This is a genomic window from Thalassospira sp. MCCC 1A01148, from assembly GCF_001613795.1.
Classification (GTDB): domain Bacteria; phylum Pseudomonadota; class Alphaproteobacteria; order Rhodospirillales; family Thalassospiraceae; genus Thalassospira.
The window spans coordinates 522,534-542,025 of the sequence record NZ_LPVZ01000020.1; the positions used below are offsets into that span (position 1 = coordinate 522,534).

The window sequence follows — 19,492 nt, forward strand, 5'->3', positions numbered from 1 at the left end:
TATACTCTGGCTTTTAATTCTGCTTCCATTTTACACGGGGCTTGAAGACGTCATGGTCTACGTTTTCACGACGCTCAATCACTCTCGAAAGCATCGAGTCAACAACGTCGTCTTCAAGCAAATTCGGCTGCAATCCCAACTCGATCAAACCAGTATGAACCGCATTGTAATGATGGTTCTCTTGCTCAACGCGCGGGTTTTCCAGATGATCAACCTCACACGACAAGCCAGCTCGTTTAGCCGCAGCCTGCACCTTCTTGGCAAGGTCCGACACAGAGAACTGCTCGGTGAACTGATTGAAAATCCGGAACTCACCTGAGTCGGCAGGTGCATCGGCCGCAAGCGCGACACATGCGATGGTGTCCTTGATGTTCAAGAAACCACGGGTCTGGGTGCCATTTCCATAAACGGTTAGATTGTGGCCAACTGCTGCTTGCACCAGAAAACGGTTAAGTACAGTTCCAAAAATATCGTCATAGTGGAATGACGTGCACAGTGCAGGGTTCAATTCCGTTTCAGCAGTTTCGACGCCGTAAACAACGCCTTGGTTCAAGTCAGTCGCACGCATCCCCCAAATACGACATGCAAATTCCAAGTTGGCAGAGTCGTGTACTTTCGACAGGTGGTAAAAACTACCCGGCTTTTTCGGGTACAAAACACGGTCCTTACGACCTTTGTGCTCAATCTCGATCCAGCCTTCTTCGATATCGATGTTCGGTGTTCCGTACTCGCCCATAGTTCCAAGTTTTATAAGGTGCGCATCCGGAACATATTTCTGCATGGCGAACATCACATTTAGCGTCCCCACCACGTTGTTGTGCTGAGAATAGACAGCTGTTTCTCTGCTCTGCATAGAATAAGGCGCAGAGGGCTGTTCACCGTAATGAATAATGGCATCCGGTTTAAACTGTTCAAACACAGCATAAACAAAGCGATGATTGCAAAGGTCACCAATTTTTACTTCGATGCTTTTCCCTGAGACCTCTTTCCAGACTTTCACGCGACGATGAAGAGTCGAAACATCCCAGAGAGGCTCAATACCTTCTTCTAACTCCCACTGTCGTTTCGCGAAATTGTCGACGACACACACATCGTCGCCCCGCTGGGAAAAGTGCATGGCAGTAGGCCACCCAAGATAACCGTCACCACCAAGAATTAGAACACGCATATTAGAGACCTCTTAACAGCAGGAGAATCAAACAGAAAAAGCTCACACCCCATAGCGAAGACTAATTTGTTCCGCAAGGAAATAATCCAGTTCTTCGTCAATGGTAAACGCCTCAATGGCGTTGATATCAACGTAACCTATTGGCCTTGATATTAATGTCCTATTTTTGCGCCATGCCTCTGGAGATGTCACATAGACAGCATTCCCCAAGCGGCAAAGCTTCTCCATATCCTGACGACGAGTATGTCTGACCTTCGGATCATCCAACAAACGCTCCAAATCATTTCTGTCAGTCTTGATAAAAATATTTTCGGGCTTTCGCTCCAAGGGACAAACAGAAATCACGCTCTCATAGCCACCCTGCCGGTAATGCGAGTAGGCATCACGTATTATTTTCCCGGTACGAAAGGGAGTTGTGGGATCGGTAAACACCAAGGTGGAAAACGTTTTCCCGAAATAACGCTCAGCCCCATTCAAGGCATGATCAATTACTGGAACAATGTCAGCGTGATCATCAGACAAGATGTCAGGCCGTAATCCCGGAACAACAACATTTTCATTTTCGCTGATCTCCTTGATTTCTGGATCATCAGTGGAAACATAAATGTTGTCGACTACATTGCTGTCTTTACACGCATTGATCGCCCTGACAATCAATGGAACACCACCTATTGGTAGCTTGTTTTTGCTTGGCACCCCTTTTGAGCCACCACGTGCTGGAATGATCGCCAAAGTGTGCAATACGAAAACCTCGAATCAATAAGTGATAGTCTTATGTAGTGCCGGACTAAGGGCACAAAGGACTTCAGCGATTTTCTCGCCAGAATGCCCGTCGCCATATAGGTCATTTGGTTCGAAGAACCCATGTTTGATCTGGCTTTGAGCAGCTTCAATGATTGCGCCCTTTTCCATCGGAACGTCACAGACGTTTTGCCCTTTCAAACGACTATGCTGCCGCGAACCGATATTTACTGCCGGAACCCCCAGCCATGCTGCCTCGCGCACACCGCTTGATGAGTTACCGATGAGACATGCTGAATTTCGCAACAGAGATGCATAAAGCTTGAGAGGAAGTCCCCCTACTGCAACGGCATCGGCAATATTTTCTAGCAACAATCTTGACCAAGCCTGCTCAAAGTGCTGGGCTCCCGCATCATCATTCGGACGCACCCACACAGAAGGCAGCTTCAACTCTAAAACAGCATCTATCAAGATGTCGTATTGAGAGGAAGCAGATTCATACTCGGTGACAACAGGGTGATGGGACACAACGACATAGGGCTCGCTAAGGCTCGGACAAGCACCAAGCCCTCTCCCCTCTAAATAAGCTCTAACCGCATCCAAATCAGCAAAACCGTTTAAGCGTAAAAGATCCAAGCTGGGCGTACCGCAAATATGTATTGAATTTTCTGGCTCGCCCATCTTGATCAACCGTGCCGCAGCATCACGGTTCGCCGGGAAATGATAATGCGCAAGCTTGGAAACAGCATGACGAATGCGTTCATCAATCGAGCCTGAAATCTCTCCACCTTCGAGATGTGCAATGAGAACATTCTGACAAACGGCAGCCTGCGCAAACGCTAAAACTTCATACCGATCAGCAATCAAGAAAACTACATCAGGACGATGCACTTCAAGCACTTCGGCAGTTAACTCCGTAGCGCGCGCGGCAGAACGCGAAATATCCAAGGGCGTTTTACTGCCAGTAATGTAATCCAGTTCGGCGATGATTTCAAAACCTGTAGCACGAATTTCCTCAATTGTTTGACCATACTCAGGATCAAGTAACGCGCCGCCGACAGCGAGCTGCACTTTGACATCTTTGCGATGTTCCAATGCAGTAAGGATTGAACTGACCTTTCCGAAATTTCCTCGTGTCGTCAGGAAGAAACATAACTTTTTCATGAGTTGATGCTCTCCGTCAACATATCGTCTGCCAATTGGGTATCTGCTTGAACTTCACGGCGCAAAGTTCTACCAATTAAAGACTCTAACTTGGCCGCCGGTATCCCATTTCCTGGGCGTTTGGCAGTAAGGTCGCCATCGGAGAGCACATGCCCTGCGGACAAATCTCGCGCTACAACAACTGACTTCAACGCCCAGTCCATACCAGCGACCTCACAAGAAGCAGGTTTCTTTTCGCGGAGACCAATCATCTTTTCCATACGCCTGACATCGCTTACTAGCTGGGCAAGATCCTCTGGGCCTGCTGAAACTCTCCAATCCTGAGCATTTGGGACATCACGCAAAATAGTAATGTGCTTCTCTATAACTTTTGCGCCTCGCGCTACGGCGCCCAGCACGGCTAAACCATCAACGGTATGGTCGGAATAGCCGACTGGACCCGCGAAAATATCCTTCATGCTTTCCATCGCCGCCAAATTTACATCATCGGCTGGTGTTGGATAACTCGTAACACAATGGAGAAGCGCAAGCTGGTCAACATCTGCTTGCGCCATCAATTTCACAAGCTGTAGAACTTCTTCATTGGAATACATACCCGTCGACACAATCATCGGCTTTCCAAATTCGGCAAGCTTGCGCAGAAACCAAGGATTCCCCTTTTCACCGGATCCCACCTTGATTGCAGGCAAATCCAGCTCGGCGATCCAGCTTAATCTGGATGTGTCATGCGCTGTTGCCATGAATGACATGCCGCGACTTTCAGCTCGCTCTTTTAGTTCAAGCGCCTGATCAAGTGTCAAATTTCTGGGCCGCAGCCTGTCTTTCCAATCAGCCGCATCATTGGAAATAAGTTCGTCAACGTCAAAAATCTGGGTTTTGAAGACGTCTGCTTTGCTTTCCGCAGCCAAATCAACCAGATCTCTTGCTAAACTCATGTCGCCGAAATGAGCAACTCCAGCCTCGGCTATGAATAAACATGGATTATCTTCACCGACCTGACGTTCGCCTATACGAAAACTTTTTCTAAACATTAACTTCTCGTTTCGGGCGCTGATCTCTCAAGAGTTCAACAAACGCCCCTTCTTTATTTACAAGCTGCTTCCAAGTTCCGCGTTCACAAACAGAACCGTCACGCATCACAAATATTTCAGACGCGTTCTCAAGCAGAGCGCACTGATGTGTAATGAACAAAACGATTATGTCGCTGGACAGTTCTTCAAAGAGCTGCCCCATCTTTTGCGCCATATCATTATCGAGGCCGCTCGTTGCTTCATCCAAAACCAACAACTTTGGCTTCTTATAAAGGGCCCTGGCAATCGCAATTCTTTGTTTTTGCCCACCAGAAAACCTCCCGCCGAGGTCCCCAGACAGGGTATCAATGCCCTGTGGCAGAGTCTGTAAAAACTCAGCCAAACCGGCCCTTTGCAGACACTCTTCAACCCAAGCCCGATCCAAGTCGGTTTCTCCAAAACCCACGTTCTCCGCCAAAGTACCGTCGATAAGAAACGGTTGTTGCGGCACATAAGAAATCCCTGATCGGTACTCAATAAGTCCAAACTCGCAAACCGGAACACCGTCAAGCGAGACAGACTTCAAACTGTCAATCCGCATTCCCATAATTAGATCGACTAACGACGTTTTCCCCGAACCCGATACACCGACCAAGCCATAGAATGCACCCTGCCTTAATTTGATCGATATTCCGGTCAATTTGCTACCGCTATCACTACCAATATACATTTCATTCAGTTCTACTGCCAATTCGTTCCAATTAGTATTTTCGCTTGGCACGATCTTTGTGGAAGATAATTTCGATGTTATCTGGTGTTCCTGCAAGTCCCTTTCGAGCTTTTCCAACCCTTGCAGGAACGGAAAAACTTGCCAAAACTTGCCAAAATTAACAGAAAGCCTGTTTGCGACAGGCAATACTCGTGAAGCGACAACCCCTAAAACTGCAATATTACTTGCTATATCCGGGAGGGTAAAATTGTTCATAAACATTATAAGAACAATGCATAGAAGACTAAATTGACTTAGAAAGGTAATAAATTGAGGCGGAATTTTACCCCACATATTCTGATACAAATGAATATTGCTTGCTCGCTGAACTGAAAAGTCAATTCTTTGCTCAAACCACTTCGGGTTCAACGCGAACCGAATATCCTTGTAACCTCTTAACAGTTCTCCGTATCCAATCTGGATCTCGTTGGCTGCCAGCCTTGCTTGCTCCGCATATCGCGCCAAACGTGGACGTGAAATCAGCGTCAGCACAAGGACCATAAGCGCAATGGCAAAGAAGTAAATCAGCCCTTCCAACGGCAACGAATAGACTAGAATACCTGTCATAACCAAGATCAGAGAGATGTCCGCAAACACCGTAAGACTGAACATGACAAAGTCCCGCGCCCACATCGAGATGTCTTGCTGACAAATACGAACAACTTCCCCCGAATTGTTACTTGAATTCCAGGACGAGTCAGCGTTTTGCATCATCGCAACGAGATGGCGAGACATACGTTGCCAACGCCCTATTCCAAACTTAAGAATGAGCCAAGCTTGCGTCGCATTGAGGATAAAGGCGCACGCGATTAAAGCAATTGGCACACAAACAAATATCAAGACGCGTTCTTGCGGATTGAAATGGGCGAGCAAATCTTGCGCAAAGGCTGGCAAGAAGTCTATCTCTCCACCGGACATTACGAACTTAAAAAATGGTGCTATCGAGGAAATTGCGAGCATATCTACAAAACTAACACCGCACAAAAATACGATCAGAACAGACATCAGGTGTCTCTCACGTTCTGTCATAAGTGAACGGCCCAATTTCCAGCAGCTGGCTATAGAGTTCTTCATTTAATTGAAATACTTAAATTGAAAATAGCTTTAGATGCTAATGACATGACACCCTCTAAGCCTTGCTTCTGCAATGAAACCGCCAGGCAAACCGATGATATAGTCAGCAGAGAGCATTGCATCTTTTGCACTACCAAAATCACTAACAGAAATTAACACTCCAAACTCTTTCTCTAACATATAGCTGTATTTACCAGCATTTTCGCGCGGATGCGGTCGTATTATCAGATGAGGATTCTTTATCTGATCTGTCACACCCAATTCATCCATCTTCCCTTCGCCTATTAGTCGAGCCAACCTTTCGGCAGTCAAAACTTCGTCAAACTCGACATTCCGACCTTTCCCCCGAAGTTCCCTGCCTACAAGAGAAGGATATAAAATTACAGTCGCATCTTTGCCTACTGCCCAAGCCTCCCGACAATCCATACTACGACTGTCATCTGTATCCAAAGTTGCTTCATGCAACTGGTCAAAAAACACGACCCGTTGTGTTTTAAAAACCTCGTGTGCTGACGCACTACGCGATTCCGTGCTAGTTGGTACGATCAATAGATGCGGTATGAAATCCTCACCTTTGATATCTTTGAGCCGGATATTGATGTTGAAATTCACATCTGCCAAACAAATGATTGGGACGTTGTTCGCTCGCGCTTGCGCCCACAAAGCACGAACCCGAACTGCGTCAACGTCATCAAGCCCGGTTATCAAAAGCTCCGGACGAATTCTGTCGACAACGTTCTTTGCGAATTCGATTTCTGCTTCAAGAGACTTTTCATTACCAACTTGATCAATTTCGATCCGACTTTTCTCAAAGCATTTAGAACTTCCTTCGTTAAATGCCCAAACAGAACTCTGCCAAATCAACACATGGAACTTGGCAAGCTGCATAGGTGGCAGAGAATGATTTTTCAATACCCCGTCCAATCTTCCACGCAAGTCGGGAAAATTGTTGCTGGTATATATCTTTAGGAAAGCAACAAGCGTATTTGCGGCACCAGGGTCCCGACTTGCAAGCAAAACTGGGAGCTGATCGTCCGGGCGCTCATAGACCGTCATTTGACCAGATCTTTGATATTTTCGGCAACTTTCAAAAATGCACTCGCCACGTCATCCAAGTCGTTCTCAGACATACCGGGGCGCATGAGCTCATGTGTAATGACTGTCGAGTAATGCGCCTCCTCACAATTTGGACAACTTTGATCCAGATAAGTAGTCTCTGCCTGTTCTGAGGCGCCCTGAATAACAGGATGCATTTTGGATCTATAAAATGATTGTTTGTATAAGGGCCTCACATAACCAGCCCCGATTAGAACACCTTCATGCATCCTTAGCTCAGAAGGTGTCAATTCCGCCTTTACCGCAGCGACATATTGCTCCCTATCAACTCCTGCGACTTTCTGATCAAACTTCAACGGATGTAGGTAGTAGCAATGTGTATCCCCTTCTCGGACTTCTGGCATCGTTAGGAAAGGAATGTCGCGCAATTTTTTTTCAAGAAAGTGTACGTTCTCTATTCTCTCTTCAATCAGCGCCGGCAACCGATCAAGTAGAGACAAAGTGATGGCCGCTTCAATTTCTCCCAACCGAAAGTTATAGCCAACAATGCCACTTAACTTTTCATCGATATGAGTTGGCATTCGATCTACCACAGCCTCACTGTGGTTCCTAACCAGCCGCAAACGTTGTGCCAATTCGTCTGAGTTAGTAACCACAACACCACCTTCTCCACAGTGGATATGCTTGTGATAGTTAAGACTAAAGACCCCCATGTGCCCGATCGAACCAACTTTTCGACCGTTGCATTCTCCCAACGGAGCCTGCGCACAATCTTCAATGACCGTTAACTTATGTTTTTGGGCCAACGACATAATGGCATCCATGTCAGCTGAACCGCCAAATATGTGTACAACGATGATGCCCTTGGTCTTAGCATTAATCAGACGCTCCAACGCAGTTGGACACAAACACCAGCTATCGGGGTCAATATCGCAAAACACGGGTGTAGCACCATTGACGACAGGGGCTACAGCAGATGCCGACATTGTATAGGGGGAAACGATAACTTCATCATCTGGACCAAAACCAGCTGCGGCGCAAGCAGCATACAAACCACTGGTGGCAGAGTTCATTGATACGCTGTGCGCGACGTCAAACATCTGCGCCCATTTTTCCTCAAGCAGTCGAACTTTAGGCCCACCAAGAAAATCCTCATGCCAGGTTCCCAGGTATCTGGATAAAACGCCGGATTCCATGACAGCCGTTGCCGCATCAATTTCCTTTTGCCCGATTACATTATAACCAGGGAAAGGTTCTGTTCTGACGGGCTCACCACCGAAAATCGCAAGCTCTTTTGCCATCTGTGCCTCACGTCTGTACTGCGTTGCATTCTAAAACGATCATAAGTCTATTCTTTGAATGAAGAGAAAGTTTTATCTAGTTCAAATGCGACTTTTTCCTGTTCAACGCACCATGTCCCATCTCGAACCAAGAAGGCTCCTTTCTCGAAGACATCCCTCCAGTTCTGCCAAGCTGCTGGCAATGCCCGAAATGGATCCAAATTCTCAGATTGGATATCTTCTGGGTAAGCAAAGCCCGTATAAACGGTATGGCTTGATGCAAATCTACGACGAATACGACGCCCACCATCTTCCAGACGTACGATGGCATTCTCAAAAAATAGTTCGAGTTCGAAGAAGTTATAATCGACCTTATCAAGTTCTTTTAAACTTACATTTGCTTGGGGCTCACTGAGCAATCTGACAGAAAAATCACCCCGGCTGTTCATCTGATTCGGAGTAGCTTGTACTTCTCCAAAAAAGTCTGCAAGCAGAACTATCATGTGCGGACCATTATGACTAATTCCCTTAACAAACCAGCCATTTGCTGACGTCAAACGCCCATATACGCCATCTGCAATCTCTTTTTTTAGAGCCAACAGGCCTTGGTCCCAAAGGCGGAAATAGTTAACCCCAACTTGAACTTTATTTCTGTTAGCCAACTTAAGAAGTCTAGAACTAATCTCATAATTGGAGGTAAAGGGCTTCTCACAGAAGATACCACTGACACCATTTTTTAAGCAAAAATCGACATGTTCCTCGTGCAGTTCTGTAGGAGAGGAAATAACTGCCAAATCGAGCTTTGGTATTTCTACATTTAAGTCATGAACGCTACGAACCTCGACAGCTTCAGGGAAATTCTCTTTTACCCGTCTTGTTTTGCTCTCATCAGGATCAACGCAAAGGACCACTTGGAAACCACCAATATTTAACAATGCGCCCAAGTGAGTCAAAGCGCCGTCAACCTCTCGCGCATTTGTTTTTGCGTCATAGCCCGCAGCTATTGCCCCGCATCCTATCAGCGCTACCCGGATCAATATTGAACCCACTTGTGCTGGATTTTATCATTCAACGCCCTCAGATCCGGCCGCGAGGCAACAAGTTGAAGAATGTCTTTCAACTCGAAATTTGGGTTGTTCGGGTAGAGATCTTCGTAAACTGCGGTCACCAACTTATAGTCATCCTCGGTATCAACGGTGAGCCGGAGATTTGGATCGAATAGTTCTGCAGATGCTTCAATCCATTCCAAACTGTATAGTTCTGGATGCCTGTAGATGAATAGGCTAACGTGCTCCCGTTCTTCCAAATCGTTGGTCCTAGCGAAAGCATCTGCCAGAACGCGCGTAGAAAAAACCTGTACATCCATCCCAATCGGGAAACAACGCTTATAGATGTTCGAACAATAGTCAGCCCCAGAAATACGATATTTTTCAAATACTTTGTCGCATATTCCGGGATCAATCAAAGGGCAATCACCTGTGGTTTCTATGATATGCTCAACATCGTAATACTTTGCGGCACCGAGAACACGGGACATTACGTCTTCTTCACTTCCGCGAAAGCATAGTATGCCAAGTCGACTGGCTTCTGCAGCAAGAACGTCATCCGTTGCATTTTCGGTAGTACAGAGGATGATTTCATTAGCGCATTGAATTCTTCGTAAGCGTTCTACCATCAACTCAAGCAGTGTTCGTCCCATGACAGGTTTTAAGACCTTGCCGGGCAGACGGGTCGATGTCATCCTTGCCTGGATCGTAATTGCTGTATGAACCATTATGTTTCTCTTTATCTGTCCAGTCATAAAAACTTTAGCTTCAAACGCCTAAGACAAACAGGTCTTCGATTAGAATGTCCCAGCATTATGCGCCTCCCGCCACGCCATCGGTTACTATTCGTCCAGCAGAGATGTCTGATGTCTCAGAGACATGGGTCCGTTGGCTAAATGACCCCAAGGTCACCCAGTATTCCAAACAAAGGCTTAAGACGCACACATTAGACAGCCAGAGCGCTTTCCTTTCGCAGCGCCTTTTAGACGAATCCCGCGTTGTCTATCTCGCCTTTCTGTACGGAACGCATATTGGTACCGGAGAAATTCTTTATATCCGGAACTCCGATGAGGGCGCATGTGCGGAAGTCAGCTACATGATCGGAGAGAGGTGTTGCTGGGGCAAAGGCATAGGGCGCCAACTCGTAAACCTTCTGTGTAAGGAAGCTTTCAAGAATAAAAATATCAGGAAAGTCCAGGCTGGCGCTCATCGCGAAAATATCGGCTCGCACAAAGTCCTTCTATCTAACGGATTCAAAATATCAAAAGAGAGAAATTCCGACACATACTTCATTTTGGACAGGGAAGACTTTATTTAATCAAGCACCACTTGTTTAGCCGCCTACGATGTATACTGGGTCGCATTTAGCATTTTCCAAGCATGGTAGTGCGGGTATTTACTATGAACCCATTGACGGATCTCTCTTGCTTCGGCTTCTAGAGCCTCCACTTGCGTCTCTAGTATTACAGCCAATTTTTCGTAGTTTTCCAACCCGTGAGCATCGTCTGGGAGCAAAAATTCTTTTTGCCACAGCGGCCGTCCCCAAAAGACCCCCCCAAATATTTTTGCACGCTTTGTAGCAGAAGCTATATCGAATTCTCTCCACCAATCAGTACCTAGTTTGGCGAGAAAATCTTCGCGACTTTGGCTGGAAACAACAAACTGCCAATCGTGATACCACCCTCGATCAGCAACTAAAACTGGCACACCAAGCATTGATGCTTCAACACCAATCGTTCCATGGTACGTAACAATCCCATCGACTGATTCGATCATGGATTTACCACTCCACGTCTCATGCGCAATGCCCGTGTTCTCCAGGTCAATTTCCCCTAGAATATCCGAAAGTGTTACCCCTCCATACCACGCGTCGCACGGATGTGCTTTGAATATCCAGTTAAACTCGGGATGTGCTTTTGCTTGCTTCACAACCTCCATTATCCAATCATGGAAGTCCCTGAAATGGCTCATACCATAGGTATGCGGGTAATCGAACCAGTTTGATGCATATATTCCTACAATCGGCTTTTGACCATCCCAACCAAAAGTCTGACAAATCTCCCGACGATCAACTTTCTTGGTACGCTCAGAATACGCGAACGCAGCGCCAATATCATCGGTTTCACCGGAAAAGCGTTTTTCCAAATAGGCTTCCCCGATTTTTGATAAGTACTGTTGTCGCTGTTCATCAACGCTGTCCATATCTTCCCGGCTGGGACGATCACCATAATCAAAGACATCTACCGAATTACTTACGTCCCAAAGGCGCATGGTGTTAAAATCACTATCCGCCACGATAACGCGGACTCCCCTTTGTAGGGCTTGCCAAACAAAACTAATGCAAATAGTGTCCGGATGACTAGACAAGACAAACTCGGGTTCGTAAACATCAAAAGCCTTCTTCGCCCCAACCAGGTACCCAACATAATCGTGAATGTGGGCACCAATGTTCGGGTGCGAGATATCAACAAACGCTGCTGTCTGTTTCTTCAGAAGGTAATCGTAAAACATTCTTGCCGGGATATCGTAAGGGAGATCGACGTTTAAAACTGGAACACCACTTTTCAGTTGCTGAAGAATTGATTGGGTCCAGTAGCTCACTTCGCGAATATCGGCATTTTTCAACAAATCATACGAACACTGCAGTCCCAAGTTAGCGGCAGAATCCTTTTGTACTTCCTGTTGATAGTCAGCTAAAAGGAGTACTTCGTTTGATCCATCCCAGCCCATTGCTTTTCTCACAAGAGCATAACGAACCCAAAAAAGAGGGTTGGCAAAACTGCCGTCGACAAACACAATAGATTCCCTCCCGGGCATCCTACCTGCCACGGTGTCGCTGGAAATCGGGGCGCTCAAAAAGCCCCGTATCCCCTCGAAAAACCGACGCCTTAACTCAGCATATTCTCGAAGGTGTCGTCGTTCATTTCTAAATGTCGAAAAACGGCTAATTTTGCGCTTTAGATATGCGACAAATTCGCCGCATGCAGAGCCTGCACTCATTTTATACTCATCACAAATAAAACGGGTCGGCTTTTGTGGCTCCTTTTGGAGGCTTTACGCACCCGATCAAATGATCTGTCTCTACATTACCAAGGGAGTTGGCAATATCTCGGCTATGCCAGAAGTATATCTCGGCGCCAAGATCATGGAGCATTTTATGCAAGTCTTTGCCGGAATGATAACTCTCTGGCCATAAGTCCGTCGCCTGCGGGTCATATGTTCCATTAAAGACGAATCTTCCACCTGGTTTAAGAACACGCAATGCTTCGGACAACGCCTGTTTGGTGTCCGAAGCATATGAGAGTACATTCGCCATAACCACACAGTCGTATTGTTCGTCTTCAATGGAGAGGTTTTCCATATTCATCGGCAATATTTTCTGATGTGTTGAATACAGATCTACTCCTGTAATGTTTTTCCACGAGAAACCCTGTGTCCAAGCTATAAGAAGTTCATGAACCGTGCGGCTGCCAATCGACAACAATTTCTCGTCGCGCAACTCTCGGACTGGGAGTGCAATTACTGCGTATGCCCTCTCACTCAATCGGTTTGTTAGAACCTGCTTTGTACTGGTTGTGGTAGCGTTGTGGTCAAAAACTTTTTTGAAATGTTCCGTTTTGCCTAGATCATCTGCTGGTTTCTCTGCTGCAATCTCCTTTACTCTCGCCAATTGGCGCATTTGCATAACGAAACTGACGCGATCGAAAATAAACGGTAACCGAACAAACTCTCTAACGACGTTGGCCGGCCTGTGCATCAAGCCCTTAGCGACGAAAAAGCGATACACATAGTACACCCAAGTGCCTCGCAGGAACCCTTTAACAGTGTTGATCAAAATCGCATTCCCATAAAATTCCTAAAAAACCAAAGCAGGATCATGCGGATACCCGGTATCTCTTACTACACCCTCCTTGGCATATCGCTCCCAATCGATAGGACGGTCAGCGGGATAGAACTGAAAAACGATTGCTGTTCTGGTAAAGCCGGGAGCCGGGTATCCTCCGGCATGCTGAAGATTGTTCAAAAATGGCACAACAAGACCAGGCTTTGGTGAGCGGGGTTGAACCACATATTTTTTCAGGGAACTCTCAGCTTTGGACTTTACGGTCCGGGAAATATATTCTCGTCCAAGCTGACCTTCTGGACGCGCTCCCAAATGTCCGATAGCGTTGCGCAAACCTCTTCGAGCATCTTTCCAGACTTCGACGGATTTTTCCCAAGGCAAAAGTTCAATACCGCCGCTCTCAGGGCCCATCTCGTGCAAATAAAACAGCATGTTGACACAGCTCCCCGGACCAGAGTCACTGTGCCACCCTTGCGATCCTTGGCGTTGTCCAAGGTTAGTCGATTGGTACAATACAGCTTGCCAGACCTTGAAATCACAGCCGAAGTAACAAGTCAGAAAGTCTGTCATAACATTTGAAAACAATTCTTCTATTTCAGGAAACTCAACCCAGAAGTTTCCCGAAAAGTTCTTATTGCCAGAACCTCCACTTTTTTCGACCCAGATATCTGACGCACCTTGAATCTTGCCCCATATCTTATTTGCAAGATTTTGAGTTTGTTCAGTTTGTAAAGAGGTAAAGCCGTTGACTTTGAAGTCATCAACCTTGTCTCTAATGTGGTTGGAGACCTCAATATCTTGCCCATACGCCCGCTGGCACTGCTCCCAATAGGCGCTGTATTGAGATGCGTTGCGCCATCCAATTGTCGTCCGGTGTTTATCCACAGAACGAAAATCGAGGAAGTCATTTATCCCTGCACGCCACCATGCGGGCTTCCCAAGGTGGGATAGGCTAAAACTATCGTTCAATTCCATAACACAACTATCCCTTATGGAGCCAAGAGCAAAACTACTTGTCCCCCTATCTTAGAGCTTCAACAACGTTTGCCTCTGCCGGCACCATATTCAACGACCGCAAACTTTGCAAAAACCTGATCAAACCGATGTCTCGATATTTTCTTGCGACAATTTGAGCACCGAACGGCATTCCACGACTATCAGCAAAAACCGGTAAGTTCACTGCCGGCATATGGGTCAATGTCCACATCAACCCTGGATCTCTATTTTCCACTTCTCCGCGTTGTGGAGCTGCTCCCGCCGTCGATAAACAGATCAGAGCGTCATAATTGGCCATAAAGCCATCCATCTCATCAATCATTCTGGTCTGCTCTGCCAAGGCCCCTTTATATTGAGCAGGTGTAACTTCCAGACCTTTCTCAATCAAACGGTACATGGTCTCTGACATTTGATCTTTAGAGTCGAACTCAGATTGGAAGTAATAGGCTAGACATTTGTTATATAGAGTTTCATGAACTTCATGACTCTTGTTCATCATCACCGGCAATGAAACGTCCTCTACCACTAGATCGTTGCTCGTCGATTTCAGCTCCTCGACCCAATCAGTGATCGCAGCCTTGGCATAAGGCTCCGCAAAATCCCATGTATGGGTTTTAACAAAACCAATCTTCCACGGACCATCTGGATTGATTTTTTGCTTTGCGGGATTTTCAAGAATGCTGTTAATAAAAGGATAGTCTTCGCCATGCACTCGTAATGCGTTGAAAGTGCGCTCCATATCTTCCATATGCCTCACAAAGAAGCCAATGGTGTCAAGGGTGTCGGTTGTCTTTAAAACACCAGTTCGCGGCATGACACCGTAAGATGGCTTCATTCCGTACACGCCACAAAAGCTGGCAGGCCTGATAATCGAAGCAGCCGTTTGCGATCCCAAAGCAATCGGGACCATGCCCGTCGCTACCGCAGCAGCAGACCCACTTGAAGAAGTCCCTGGGGTCAACTTTGAGTCATGCGGGTTTAGGGTTTCGTTAAGCTCGTGAACAGCGAACTCGGCCGTTACCGTTTTCCCTGCCACACATGCTCCACTTCTCTTAAGGTTGAATACCATTCGAGAATCGTTGCCGGGGGTGAAGTCTTTCCATTGCGGGCTTCCCATTTCTGTTGGGAAATCAATCGTGTTAAAAATATCCTTTACACCAACCGGTATCCCTTCAAGCAGCCGCATCGGTTGCCCAGAAACCAAATGAACCTCGCTCGCTCGAGCTGCAGAGTACATCTTGGCTTCGTCAAACCCTACCCACGCCTGTACAGCATGGTTTACGTTCCCAATTCTTTCAGCAAAGGCCTTTGCTACATCCGTGGGCGTCACAAGACCTTCTCGGAACGCTTCATGGATATGCCTGACACTCCAGTCCCAGATGGGTTTCCGTTCATCTCCCCCACTTGAGCCTTCTGTAAAAGATCCCGCGAAAACTTCATCTTCAAAAATTGGTGGAGCTTTGGGAGATAACTTCTCGAGAATCTGCTGCGGGAAAGGCTTCAGTACCTCTTTGTTCGGAGAAGTCTTTTCGGTGATTGGTATATTCTGTTCTTTCAACTGAGGCAGGCGGTGTTTTTCCATGATCTCATAGAATTCCTCCTCAGAGTACCCTGTTATCTGGAGGTAATAATCGAGAGCTTCTGGACGTTGCGTATCGTGTTTTCGAACCAGATCAAAACCTTCTTCCCGTGTGAGCAACCCATTTCGGACGTCAACGCTTGAATGGAATGAAGATCGCCCCCAACCACGCTTCAAATAACAGGTGAAATCGTGAACGCCAGGCATGATGCACTCTGCACTCTTATAACCCTTATATGCGTTTTCCACTTCGGTTTCGCGCCAACCATAGGTGTCGCGAAGGAACTCAGTCTGTCGCTCATCATCCCAAAAAATGTAATCGCCCAAATGCATAATTTTGATTTTTGCGTTATCGAAATCTTCATCATTGGGCAATTGGTACATGTGCAGGTCTTTAGGCGTAATGTACTCACAGACCATCTCATCCGGAGTTTTCTTTGCCGAAAACTCCGTAAAATAGTCTTTGCTGTAGCACGGCTTAACCGAAGTGAAGTAATCCCCTCGCTGCGTAACTTCGGCAACAGACTCACCATAAATTATCAGGGGAATATTGAAGTTCATGGCAATATGTATTGGAAACGCCCCAACGCCAGAATGGCACTGCCAACATGCATCACCAATCATCGGAAGCGACCGTTTGGCCAAACGACCAAGCAAATCTCTGTTTGGGGTGAACTGGATATGATCGACATTAAATGCCTCAAGACAGTTCATTAGGTTGTAGTAGCCGGTCTCGCTTAACCAATTATGATTATAGGTTACAGTCAAGGGCTTAACGCCCAATACGTTAACCAAAACGTGGAGCTGAAACATACTGTCTTTGCCACCACTAATTGGAACGATACAATCATAGTTTGTACCAGAAGCTTGCTTTACTTCCTTCATCAAACCTTCGAGGGCCCTCCAGCGTTCAGCCCAATCAATATGCATTTTTTGTTCGGATGACCGGCAGATCCGGCACATACCCATACCATCATCCTGATACCCTTCCTCTGTCTCAGGCATGCAGCAACGCGTGCAGTATTTCATATCGAAGAGAGGTTTGCCGCTAGCATTCATCGCATTGCTCCAGTAAAGGCAGGAAGTTTGATAATCGATGGGTGTTAAGTTAGAAAATCAACAGTGTCAAGCACACCCCAAAAGCGTTGAATCGTTCAATTGCCTTACTCACAATGAGCTTAAATAAGATCAATTCAAATCTGACGGGAGAATAGAAGAAATGGCTGATTAAAGCCGCATCTCATCGAACAAACTATTCCCATTTTCGGGCTTCATTGTTCCGATCAAATGGTCAGCTTCATTATGTCCCGCCCTATTGCGATAGTTGCGGGTAGTCCAATAGTAGATTCTCATATCAAGTTCTTCAAGGAGAGCTCGGGCATCAGAACCACTGAAGGATGCCCCCGGCCAATCCTGAGCAGCGTCGGGTTCGTACATGACGTTGAATACCAATCGCCCACCTGGGCGCAAAACTCTCACTGCCTCTCTGATCGCACTCGGCACATCCCAAGTATCAGAAATTGCGTTTGCTATCACAACACAATCGAAAGAATTGTCCGCAAACGCCAACTCTTCCATATTCATGACCCGTATTTTGGGATGGGTTGAAAAAAGATCAACTGCTTGGATATTCTTCCAAGAGAAACCAAATGACCATGCAAGCAAAAGTTCGTGAGCAGATCGAACGCCAATTGACAACAGCTTCTCGCTCTTCGTTTCTCTGAAGGGCAGAATTGCAACGGCGTAATGGCGCTCAGCCTTTCTGTTCGCAAGGACTCGCGTACCTTTGACTTTGGCTACATTTATATCGAGCAACTTCTGGAAGTGAGCCTCTTGACCTCGTGGATCAAAATTGACAACACCCTCAAGCGCCCGAATACGAGAATAATATCGCATCTGAATCAAGAAACTCAAACGATCATAGATCGCAGGAATTCTAATAAATTCCCTGACTGGCATTACGGGTTTATGCAGAATTCCTTTTATCCGCATAAAGCGGTAAGCGTGAATTACAAAAGTGTCCTCAATGATTTTTTTTATCCAAGTCTTCATTCCACCCCCGAAAGATTGACTAATCCTTCAACAACACCCGTCACCAAGCATTGAGAATGTTCTCCTGGAGCACATTTTTCAATAAATACGCCTGATGAGTAAATACTATCGATATTGTTTGGAATTTTCGTATTTTTATTCTTTTTTGTCTCATATCCAAAGAATTCAATAGTTTTGATATTTTCAAAACTACACAAATCCGAAATGAATCTCTCGATTGAAAATATACAGAAAAACAGGGGGTTTTCTTTACTCCCCGCTCGTGACTTCTCAATATCAATTACATGCTCGCTGATATCTGCAAATTTCACGTCAAACAAAACGTACTTCCTACTTGCAGAGAGCATCATATTCAACAGGCCCTCAAAGTTCGGGTCATGCTGAAACACGCCAGTAGCGTTTACGATATCGAACTCCTCATTAAAGTCAAAATCCGACGCGTTCCCGAAGAAGAATTCGTTCTCCGGGTAGTTTTCTCGCGCAAGATGGATATTTTTTTCACTAATATCTATTCCGGAATAGTCACCTGAAAACCCTAAAGATTTAAGCAGTTCAAGAAAGCGGCCAGTTGCACAGCCTACATCCAAAACTCTTTCCAATCTCGACGCTATGGGCCTAAGAAACTTCTTCTCCGTCTCAAAAAAATCCGCTGGCGACTTTTGCGCAAAGATATTTACACATTCGTCTTCATTCCAGCGCGCATAAATGTCACGCGTGCTCATTTCGCCCCCCCCTGAACAGAAAGCATCAAATCTATAATCAATACGGTAAGCAATTTGTATCGATTCTCGGTAGCCTCATTGAAGAAACAGATGTCGATCCGATGTCCCCATGATCAACGGTGAGCCCCAAGACCGCCCCTTCCTGTTGTGCAATATCGCAAATCTGATCACTGTGACCGCCAAATGGGTAGCACATTACCCAGTTCTGTACGCTTTGCCCAAGTTTGCTAAGCCATTCGACCCCAGATCGGATCTCTTCTCGCACTTCTGAATGTGATAACTCGGTCAACCAAGGATGACTGTTGGTATGGTTTCCTATAACCATCCCGTGGCCAACCATTTCCTCAATCTGCGTTTCTGACATGTAGAGCTGTTCGGCGAAACCACGTTCGTCGTCAGTAACAAATCTTTTAAAGAAGTCTTTCGCTAGCTCGTATGCAAATGGTCGCGGTAGTCCTCGCTGCAGCATTCGCTTTATGTAAAACGTTTCAGCAGAGTCCCAACGCCCACCCTTAGACCAGATCTCCCAGTACTCCTCCGGCGATTTCAAACCTACTTCGCTTTGGGATTCCAGGATAGCCATATCCATTTTTTCCCGAAGAACCCCATGATCTTTAACAGCCGCCAACAAGAACTGTATTCTGTTAACGGAGAGCAAAGAAAAATCACGAGACGAACATACAACTGGGAAAAATATTCCTGAAAGGTCATTTTCTACAAGAACAGGCAATACGTTGATATAATGGTCCAAATAACCATCATCAAAGCTAAGGATCACACTATTATTCATGTCCTTTGGTTCACCATTGACGATCGCATCAATCGCTTCATGAATTGATATTATATTGAATCTTTTCTTTAAATATAAAACTTGATTATTAAATTCATTTAAAGTCCGCACTGGTAAATTTGGGAACATTACGTCGCTGCGATCTCGAACATAATGATACATTACGATCTGCAACATCCACTCCTACAATAGAAAAATTCA

Annotated in this window: 17 protein-coding genes; 1 reads left to right on the forward strand and 16 read right to left on the reverse strand. The window is 46.0% G+C overall.

The window, feature by feature from the left end:
- Positions 1–13 precede the first annotated feature (13 nt).
- From AUQ43_RS11935 to AUQ43_RS11975, 9 genes are all read right to left on the reverse strand, one after another.
- Complete coding sequence (locus tag AUQ43_RS11935; RefSeq protein ID WP_062956490.1) at positions 14–1,168, reverse strand: NAD-dependent epimerase/dehydratase family protein; 1,155 nt, start codon at positions 1,166–1,168, stop codon at positions 14–16.
- A 42-nt stretch (positions 1,169–1,210) separates the two neighbouring features.
- Entirely contained in the window at positions 1,211–1,900 is a 690-nt protein-coding gene (locus tag AUQ43_RS11940) for a cytidylyltransferase domain-containing protein (RefSeq protein WP_198157169.1), read from the reverse strand.
- A 24-nt stretch (positions 1,901–1,924) separates the two neighbouring features.
- On the reverse strand, positions 1,925–3,073 hold the full coding sequence (gene neuC, locus AUQ43_RS11945) for a UDP-N-acetylglucosamine 2-epimerase (RefSeq protein WP_062956492.1): 1,149 nt from the start codon (positions 3,071–3,073) through the stop codon (positions 1,925–1,927).
- Positions 3,070–4,104, reverse strand: a complete 1,035-nt coding sequence (locus tag AUQ43_RS11950) for an N-acetylneuraminate synthase family protein (RefSeq protein WP_062956493.1) — start codon at positions 4,102–4,104, stop codon at positions 3,070–3,072. Before AUQ43_RS11950 ends, neuC begins: the two co-directional genes overlap by 4 nt.
- Positions 4,097–5,857, reverse strand: coding sequence for an ABC transporter ATP-binding protein (locus AUQ43_RS11955; RefSeq protein WP_181838527.1), 1,761 nt, complete (start codon positions 5,855–5,857; stop codon positions 4,097–4,099). The genes AUQ43_RS11950 and AUQ43_RS11955 overlap by 8 nt, the downstream gene beginning before the upstream one ends.
- 99 nt (positions 5,858–5,956) lie before the next feature.
- Positions 5,957–6,982, reverse strand: a complete 1,026-nt coding sequence (locus AUQ43_RS11960; RefSeq protein ID WP_062956495.1) for a hypothetical protein — start codon at positions 6,980–6,982, stop codon at positions 5,957–5,959.
- Complete coding sequence (locus tag AUQ43_RS11965; RefSeq protein ID WP_062956496.1) at positions 6,979–8,283, reverse strand: DegT/DnrJ/EryC1/StrS aminotransferase family protein; 1,305 nt, start codon at positions 8,281–8,283, stop codon at positions 6,979–6,981. Before AUQ43_RS11965 ends, AUQ43_RS11960 begins: the two co-directional genes overlap by 4 nt.
- 47 nt (positions 8,284–8,330) lie before the next feature.
- Positions 8,331–9,299 (reverse strand): Gfo/Idh/MocA family protein, encoded by a 969-nt coding sequence (locus tag AUQ43_RS11970; protein WP_181838526.1) that lies wholly within the window; start codon positions 9,297–9,299, stop codon positions 8,331–8,333.
- Positions 9,296–10,036, reverse strand: a complete 741-nt coding sequence (locus AUQ43_RS11975; protein WP_062957270.1) for a cytidylyltransferase domain-containing protein — start codon at positions 10,034–10,036, stop codon at positions 9,296–9,298. The genes AUQ43_RS11970 and AUQ43_RS11975 overlap by 4 nt, the downstream gene beginning before the upstream one ends.
- Positions 10,037–10,167: 131 nt before the next feature.
- On the opposite strand from AUQ43_RS11975, the gene AUQ43_RS20685 reads away from it, so the two are divergent.
- On the forward strand, positions 10,168–10,626 hold the full coding sequence (locus tag AUQ43_RS20685) for a GNAT family N-acetyltransferase (RefSeq protein ID WP_062956498.1): 459 nt from the start codon (positions 10,168–10,170) through the stop codon (positions 10,624–10,626).
- 23 nt (positions 10,627–10,649) lie between these two features.
- Here AUQ43_RS20685 and AUQ43_RS11985 read toward each other — a convergent pair whose 3' ends face one another.
- The 7 genes from AUQ43_RS11985 to AUQ43_RS12020 all read right to left on the reverse strand — a co-directional run bounded on the left by AUQ43_RS11985 (position 10,650) and on the right by AUQ43_RS12020 (position 19,468).
- A complete protein-coding gene (locus AUQ43_RS11985; RefSeq protein WP_114129789.1) occupies positions 10,650–12,308 on the reverse strand; it encodes a hypothetical protein in 1,659 nt (552 codons plus the stop codon).
- Positions 12,309–12,318: 10 nt separating this feature from the next.
- A complete protein-coding gene (locus AUQ43_RS11990) occupies positions 12,319–13,143 on the reverse strand; it encodes a class I SAM-dependent methyltransferase (RefSeq protein WP_062956500.1) in 825 nt (274 codons plus the stop codon).
- Between the two features lie 21 nt (positions 13,144–13,164).
- Positions 13,165–14,127, reverse strand: a complete 963-nt coding sequence (locus tag AUQ43_RS11995) for a hypothetical protein (protein ID WP_062956501.1) — start codon at positions 14,125–14,127, stop codon at positions 13,165–13,167.
- 46 nt (positions 14,128–14,173) lie between these two features.
- Positions 14,174–16,786, reverse strand: a complete 2,613-nt coding sequence (locus tag AUQ43_RS20305) for an N-acetyl sugar amidotransferase (RefSeq protein WP_157088456.1) — start codon at positions 16,784–16,786, stop codon at positions 14,174–14,176.
- Positions 16,787–16,954: 168 nt separating this feature from the next.
- Positions 16,955–17,779, reverse strand: a complete 825-nt coding sequence (locus AUQ43_RS12010; protein WP_062956502.1) for a class I SAM-dependent methyltransferase — start codon at positions 17,777–17,779, stop codon at positions 16,955–16,957.
- Entirely contained in the window at positions 17,776–18,501 is a 726-nt protein-coding gene (locus tag AUQ43_RS12015) for a bifunctional 2-polyprenyl-6-hydroxyphenol methylase/3-demethylubiquinol 3-O-methyltransferase UbiG (protein WP_062956503.1), read from the reverse strand. Before AUQ43_RS12015 ends, AUQ43_RS12010 begins: the two co-directional genes overlap by 4 nt.
- Positions 18,502–18,538: 37 nt before the next feature.
- Positions 18,539–19,468: a polysaccharide deacetylase family protein gene (locus tag AUQ43_RS12020; protein WP_062956504.1), complete on the reverse strand. Its 930-nt coding sequence runs from the start codon at positions 19,466–19,468 to the stop codon at positions 18,539–18,541.
- Between the last annotated feature and the right edge of the window lie 24 nt (positions 19,469–19,492).